This is a genomic window from Saccharopolyspora karakumensis (assembly GCF_004349225.1).
Classification (GTDB): Bacteria; Actinomycetota; Actinomycetes; order Mycobacteriales; family Pseudonocardiaceae; genus Saccharopolyspora; species Saccharopolyspora endophytica.
In genome coordinates, this window is sequence record NZ_SMLA01000055.1 from 35,114 (window position 1) to 41,922 (window position 6,809).

Sequence of the window (6,809 nt, forward strand, 5' to 3'; positions counted from 1 at the left end):
CGCCGACCCGCCGCTCGTCGCAGATGATCTTCCTCTCGCCGATCACCGGCGAGTTTCACCCGATGGGGCAAGGGGTTCCGGGGTAGCCTCAGGGCTCGCTGACGTTTGACCAGATGCGAGGTTCCGGGGAATGCCCCTGCGTGTGGTTGTCGCCGGTGCGACAGGTGTGGTCGGGAGGGCGTTGCTGCCGCTGCTGCGGGAGCGCGGTCACCACGTGACGGCGCTGGCGCGCAAAGCCGACCGGTTGGAAGAGCTGTCCGTCGACGAGATCGCGGCGGTCGATCTCCTGGATCCCGATGCGCTGCGCATACAGCTGCGCCGCGCTGCTCCCGACGTCGTGATCGACCAGAGCTCCGCCTTCGGCGCGGCCGACCCGCAGGAAGCCCTGCAGCGCACGGCGAAACTCCGCGAGCGGGGCACCAAGAACCTGATGGACGCCGCCGTGACCGCGGGTGCCCGCCGGTTCATCGCCCAGGGCATGACGGCCGCCTACCGCCCGCACGGCCACGACGTCCTCGAGGAGGACTCCCCGCTGTGGGTCGACGCCCCGGGCCGCTGGGGCGACCTGGTGCGGGCATCGGCCTCTGTGGAGGAGGACCTGTTCAGCCGCTCCGGCATCGAGGGCGTGTCGCTGCGCTACGGCTCGCTGTACGGGCCGGACACCCACTACGCGCCCGGCGGTGACGTGCACGCCCGCGTGGTCGGCAGCGAGCTGCCGCTGGTCGGCGATGGGGTCGGGCTCACCTCCTTCACCCACGTGGACGACGCCGCCGGAGTGATCCTGGAGCTGCTCGAAGGCGGTGATCCGGGCGCCTACAACGTGGTCGACAACGAGCCGGCCGAGTCCAGCGAGTGGCTGCCCGCCTACGCCAGGATGGCCGGTGCGCCCGCCCCGGTCGCGCTGACCATGGAGCAGGCGAAGTCCCAGCTGGACTGGCTGACCGTGCACCAGCTCACCGAGCAGCGCGGCGCGAGCAACTTCCGGCTCCGCGAGACCCTGGGCTGGAAGCCCTCCTGGCCGAGCTGGCGGGAGGGCTTCGCCTCCCTCTTCGGCCTCTGGCCCGCCTGAGCGGGTGACGGACGGTCGTGGTCCGAACCGGACGGTTCGCACCACGACCGCGACCGGCCGAGCGTGGGTCACCCGAAGACGGCGTCGTGGAGCAGTTCGACCGGGTGCTTGGCGTGGCGCCCGGTTCCGTGGGCGACCTGCTGGCGGCAGGAGACCCCGGTGGCGGCCACCGCCGCATCGGCCGAACCCTCGATCGCGGGGAAGAGCCGCTGCCCGCCGATGCGCATCGACAGCTCGTAGTGCTCGGTCTCGAAGCCGAACGAACCGGCCATGCCGCAGCAGCCCGCGTCGAGCACGTCGACCTCGGAGAGGTGCTCCAGCAGGCGGGCGGACGAAGTCGTGCCCAGCACCGCCTTCTGGTGGCAGTGACCGTGGAACAGGACCTTCTCCGGTCCTGGCGACGGCGCGAGGGTGCCGTCCTCCAGGGCTTCCAGGAGCAGGTCCTCGACGAGGCTCGCGCTGCCGGCCACCCGCGAATCGCCCAGCAGCTGGGGGTGCTCGTCGCACAGCGTCGACACGCACGACGGCTCGCACCCCACGATCCGCACGCCGCGCTCGGCCTCCGGCGCGAGCTCGGCGACCAGCTTCCCGGCCACCTTCTTCGCCTGGGGGAGAAGGCCTTTGGAGATCTGCGGGCGCGCGCAGCACACCCGCGACTCGACCCGCACCCGCCAGCCCGCGTGTTCCAGCAGGCGGATCGCCGCCCGCCCGATGTCCGGTTCGGTGTGGCTGGTGAAGGAGTCGGCGAGGAACACCACGTCACCCCGCTCGCCCGGGGCGACTCCCCGCGCGGTCGGAGTGGCGGGACGCGACCGGTTCCAGCGCAGCAGGTCGTCACGGCGGAACCCGGGCAACGGCCGCCTGCTGTCGATCCCGGCGAACTTCTGCATCAGGGCCCGCACCGGCTTCGGGTGGGCCAGCGCGTTGGTCAGCGGCGCGGCCATGGCTCCCAGCCGGTAGAGCCGCCGGGTGGCGCCGAAGATCCGGGTCCGCAGGTCGGTCCCGTGCTGCGCGTGGTGGTGGGCCAGGGCTTCGCTCTTGAGCGTGGCCATGTCCACCGACATCGGGCATTCGTGCTGGCAGGCCTTGCACTCCAGGCACAGGTCGAGGACCTCGTTGAGCCGGTCGCCGCCCAGCGCCGCCTTCGGGTCGGGCTCGGAGAGGGCGAGCACCAGGGCGTTCGCCCGGCCGCGCGTGGAGTGCTCCTCATCGCGGGTGGCCATGAACGACGGGCACATCACCCCGCCCGAGGTGTCGGGCTTGCGGCAGGCGCCGATGCGCTGGCAGCGCTCGGCCTCCCCGCGCATCCCGCCGTAGCGGGTGAAGTCGAAGTGCGTGTCCAGCGGCGCTGCCACCGGGATCGTCGGTTCGCGCAGGTTCTCGGTCATCGGCGGAGCGTCGACGATCTTGCCGGGGTTCATGATGCCGTCCGGGTCGAACAGCGCCTTGACCTCGCGCATCGCCTCGTAGACGGCGTCACCGAAGATCTTGCGGTTGAACTCGCTGCGCGCGTACCCGTCGCCGTGCTCGCTGGAGTTCACCCCGCCGTAGGACAGCGCGAGATCGCAGACCTCCTCGGCGACCTCGCGCATGGTGGCGACCTGGTCGGGACGGGTGAGATCCATGAACGGCCGCACGTGCAGGCAGCCTGCCGAGGCGTGCCCGTAGAACCCGGCGCGCAGCCCGTGGTGGTCGAGGATCTCGGCGAACCGGGTCGTGTACTCGGCCAGGTGCTCCGGTGGCACGGCGGTGTCCTCCACGAACGCCACCGACCGCTCGGTGGAGTCGCCCGCGGCCATCAGCAGCCCGAGCCCGGACTTGCGCAGGGCGCGCAGCGGCGCGAGCTCGGCATCGGTGGCGGCCAGCCTGGTCGCGTAGCCGTGCCCGTCGGTTCGCCACGCGGCCACGAGCCCGTCGGCGACCGCGCCGGCTTCCGCGACTGTGTCGCCGTAGAACTCGGCGAACATCAGCGCGCGCGGATCTCCTTCCAGCGCGCCGAAGAGGTGCTCGTGCTGCGGCGATCGCCGGGCGAGGTCGAGGATGAAGTTGTCCACCATCTCGATGCCGGCGGCGCCGGTGCGCATCGCCGCGTCGGTGCCCGCGATGCACGCGGCGGTGGAATCGAAGTGCCCGACGACCATCACGGTCGCCTTCGGCTTCGGGGTGAGCCGCACCAGCGCTTCGGTGACGGTCACCAGCGTCCCCTCGGCGCCGACGACGAACTTCGCCAGGTCGAACGGCCCCTCGGCCAGCCGGTCCAGCCGGTAGCCGCCGGCGCGCCGCCAGAACTGCTGGGTCTGCTCGGCCAGTCCCGGCCGCGCCGAGTCGACGATCTCCGGCAACCGCCGGTGGATCCGGCCCTCCAGGGTGTCCGAAGTGGACCTCGCCGCGAGCTCGGCGGCCGACAGCTCGCCCAGCGATGCCGGAGTGCCGTCGGAGAGCACGACTTCCAGGCCTTCCACGTGGTCGATGGTCATGCCGTAGCGGGCCGAGCGGGAACCGCAGGAGTTGTTGCCGATCATCCCGCCGAGCGTGGCGCGGTTGCTGGTGGAGGTGTCCGGCGCGAAGAACAGCCCGTGGGCTCCCGCGGCGAGGTTGAGCTCGTCCTGCACCACTCCGGGCTGCACCCGCGCGAGCCCGCGTTCCGGGTCGAGCGCCAGGATCCGGTTCATGTGCTTGGAGAAGTCCAGCACCACGGCCTCGCCGACGGTCTGCCCGCAGTGGCTGGTCCCCGCACCGCGCGGCAGCACGGCGACACCGGCCTGGTGGCACAGCCGGACGGTGGTGGCGACGTCCTCGGCGTGGCGCGGGAAGACCACGCCGAGCGGGCGGACCCGGTACATGCTGGCGTCGGTGGAGTAGAGGTGGCGGGTGTAGTCGTCGAAGCGGACGTTGCCGTCCAGGCTCCGGGCGAGTTCGGTGGCGATCCCTGCGGTGGCGACATTGCGCACTGGGGTTCCCTTCCAGCGTTTTCCGGCCGATTTCGCGGCCGTGACCAGCTAGAACCGTTGTCAAGGGGGAAGTGAGCCACTTGACATGATCGGCTTGCTGTCTACAGAATTCAAGCCGCCGAGACTTGGTTTTCACATGCCGGAAGAGCGTCCTCACCGTGGAGGAACGAATGTCCGTTGCCAGCAGTCGACACTTCTTGCAGATCCCCGGTCCGACCAACGTTCCCGACCGGGTCCTGCACGCGATCGCCAAGCCCACCATCGACCACCGGGGCCCCGACTTCGCCGACCTAGCCCTGGAGGTCTTCGACAAACTCCGCGCCGTGGCTCGCACTTCCGCCGACGTCGTGATCTACCCGTCCTCGGGAACCGGGGCGTGGGAGGCCGCGCTGGTCAACACGCTCTCGCCCGGCGATGCCGTCCTGATGTGCGAGACGGGGCACTTCTCCGACCAGTGGTCCGAACTGGCCGCCACGCTCGGCCTGCGGCCCGAGACGATCCCGGGGGACTGGCGCAGCGGCGCCGACCCGGGCGTCATCGAGCAGCGGCTGCGCGCCGACTCCGAGCGCCGGATCAAGGCCGTGGCCGTGGTGCACAACGAGACCTCCACCGGTGTGGTCAGCGACATCGCCGCGGTGCGCGCGGCCCTCGACGCGGCCGACCACCCGGCGCTGCTGCTGGTCGACACGATCTCCTCGCTGGGATCGGTGGACTACCGGCACGACGAGTGGGGCGTGGACGTCACCATCAGCTGCTCGCAGAAGGGCTTGATGCTGCCGCCGGGCATCGGCCTCAACGTCATCAGCGCCAAGGCGCTGCTGGCCGCGCAGTCGGCGGAGCTCACCAAGTCCTACTGGGACTGGCAGCCGCTGCTCGACGCCGGCAAGCAGGGCTACTTCCGCTACACCCCGCCCACCAACCTGCTCTTCGGCCTGCGCGAAGCCCTGACGATGCTGCTCGAAGAAGGGCTCGACGAGGTCTACGCGCGCCACGACCGGCACGCCGCGGCCACCCGCGCGGCCGTGCGGGCCTGGGGCCTGGAAGTCCTGTGCCGCGATCCCGGGACGACACCCGGAACCGACTACAGCAGCGCGCTGACCGCCGTGCTGATGCCGCCGGAGCACGACGCCGACCACCTGCGCGAGGTCATCCTGGAGCGCTTCGACACCTCGCTCGGCGCGGGACTGTCCAAAGTGGCCAAGAAGGTCTTCCGCATCGGGCACCTCGGCGCCTTCAACGACGCCACGCTGCTCGGAACCCTCGGCGTCGTCGAAGCCGGGCTCGCCCTGGCCGGAGTCCCGCACCGGCCGGGCGGCGTCACCGCCGCGATCGCCGAGCTGACCGGCAGATCGGGGGACTGAGCATGTCGCCCGAACTGATCTCGATCCTGGCGCTGGTGGCCATCTTCGTCATCACCGGCGTGTTCTCGGTCAACATGGGCGCGCTCGCCTTCGCCGCCGCGTTCCTCGTCGGCACCCTCGCCGGCGGGATGAGCTCCGACGACATCCTCGCCGGATTCCCCGGCGAGATCTTCATGGTGCTCGTCGGCGTCACCTACCTGTTCGCCATCGCCCGCGCCAACGGCACCATCGACTGGCTGGTCTACCGGTCGGTGCAGCTGGTGCGCGGGAGGCTGGCGCTGGTTCCGTGGGTGATGCTCGCGGTCTCGGCGCTGCTGACCGCCATCGGCGCGGTGCCGCCCGCGGCGGTCGCGATCATCGCTCCGGTCGCGATGGGGCTGGCCGCCAAGCACGGCATCAGCCCGCTGCTGATGTCGGTGATGGTCGTGCACGGCACGATGGTCGGAGGGTTCTCGCCGATCTCGGTGTTCGGCGTCATCGTCAACGGCGTCGTCGACGAGAGCGGGCTGCAGGGCAGTCCGCTGTTCCTGTTCTTCGCCAGCTTCGTGCTCAACCTCGTCTTCGCCGCGGTCGCCTTCGTGCTGCTCGGCGGCCGCAAGACCGCCGAAGTCCCGGTCACCGTCGACGCGCCGGGCGCGGCGCGCGACGAGACGTTGCTGGCGCGGGTCGAGATGAGCTGGGACAAGGCGCTGACCCTGCTGGGCATCGTGACGATGGTCGTGCTGACCCTGTTCCTGGAGCTGGACATCGGGCTGGTGGCCATCACCGTCGCGGTCGTGCTCGGGATCATCTCGCCGCAGGCCCACCGAGACGCGGTCAAGAACGTCACCTGGCCCACCGTGCTGCTGATCTGCGGCGTGCTGACCTACGTCAGCGTGCTGCAGGAGCTGGGCACCGTCGATTACGTCAGCCAGGCGGTGAGCGGCATCGGAGTCCCGCTGCTGTCGGCGTTCCTGCTGTGCCTCATCGGCGCGGTCGTGTCGGCGTTCGCCTCGTCCACCGGTTTGCTCGGCGCGCTGATCCCGCTGGCGGTGCCGCTCATGGCCGCGGGCGAGGTCGGGATCGCGGGCATGGTCGCCGGACTGGCGATCGCCTCCACGGTGGTCGACATCAGCCCGTTCTCCACCAGCGGCGCCATCATGCTCGCCAACTCCCGCGAGCCCGAGCGCGACTCGGTGTTCAAGGGCCTGGCCCTCTACGGCGGAGCCATGGTCGTCATCGCCCCGATCGTCGTCTGGCTCACCATGATCGCCCCAGGCATCAACTGACCCGAGAACCAACCCCTGCCAGTGGAACCCGGGAACCTGATTCCGCTGGAAATCAGGTTCCCGAGTTCCACTGAGATCCTTCCGGAGGGGTGTGGGAGGAGTGAGCGGGGGAGAGCGGAGAAAATCACTCGGGGTGGGATCGGGGCTGTCTCTTATACAC

Annotated in this window: 4 protein-coding genes; 3 read left to right on the forward strand and 1 reads right to left on the reverse strand. The window is 70.5% G+C overall.

Annotated elements, in window-relative coordinates; translation table 11 throughout:
- Positions 1 to 130: 130 nt before the first annotated feature.
- Positions 131 to 1,069, forward strand: a complete 939-nt coding sequence (locus E1202_RS25850; protein ID WP_132685732.1) for an NAD-dependent epimerase/dehydratase family protein — start codon at positions 131 to 133, stop codon at positions 1,067 to 1,069.
- A gap of 68 nt (positions 1,070 to 1,137) precedes the next feature.
- On the opposite strand, the gene E1202_RS25855 is transcribed toward E1202_RS25850, so the two are convergent.
- The gene (locus tag E1202_RS25855) at positions 1,138 to 4,020 is read right to left on the reverse strand and encodes an FAD-binding and (Fe-S)-binding domain-containing protein (RefSeq protein ID WP_235879016.1); all 2,883 of its coding nucleotides are present in this window, start codon (positions 4,018 to 4,020) and stop codon (positions 1,138 to 1,140) included.
- Positions 4,021 to 4,190: 170 nt separating this feature from the next.
- On the opposite strand from E1202_RS25855, the gene E1202_RS25860 reads away from it, so the two are divergent.
- Together E1202_RS25860 and E1202_RS25865 are read left to right on the forward strand one after the other, a co-directional pair.
- Entirely contained in the window at positions 4,191 to 5,381 is a 1,191-nt protein-coding gene (locus E1202_RS25860; RefSeq protein WP_132685733.1) for a pyridoxal-phosphate-dependent aminotransferase family protein, read from the forward strand.
- A 2-nt stretch (positions 5,382 to 5,383) separates the two neighbouring features.
- Complete coding sequence (locus E1202_RS25865; RefSeq protein WP_132685734.1) at positions 5,384 to 6,649, forward strand: SLC13 family permease; 1,266 nt, start codon at positions 5,384 to 5,386, stop codon at positions 6,647 to 6,649.
- The last annotated feature ends 160 nt before the right edge of the window (positions 6,650 to 6,809 follow it).